The organism is Rhizobium sp. SVR5-9E (genome assembly GCF_056755095.1).
Genome location: NZ_JBNDHS010000571.1, coordinates 1 through 251 on the forward strand (window position 1 = coordinate 1; position 251 = coordinate 251).

Consider the following 251-nt stretch of genomic DNA (forward strand, 5'->3'; position numbering starts at 1 on the left):
GTCATGCGCTTTGCGCGTCGTATTAGCCCGTCAGGGTGGGTGAAAAACCTCGCCGACGTTCTGGCATACGTGACGTTCCAGTCGCCGGTTTACGTGGCTATTCTGCTGACAGTGGGCGCAGACTGGCATCAAATCGTCGCTGCGGTCAGTTCTAATATCGTGATTTCAATGCTGATGGGTGCGGTGTATGGCTATTTTCTCGACTACTGTCGCCGCCTGTTTAAGGTCAGCCAGTACAGCCAGGCCAAAGC

1 pseudogene is annotated in these 251 nt (G+C 54.6%); it reads left to right on the forward strand.

Features of this window, described 5'->3' with window-relative positions:
• Positions 1-251: pseudogene (gene alaE, locus ACPYOJ_RS36115) on the forward strand (L-alanine exporter AlaE); the annotation flags it as partial.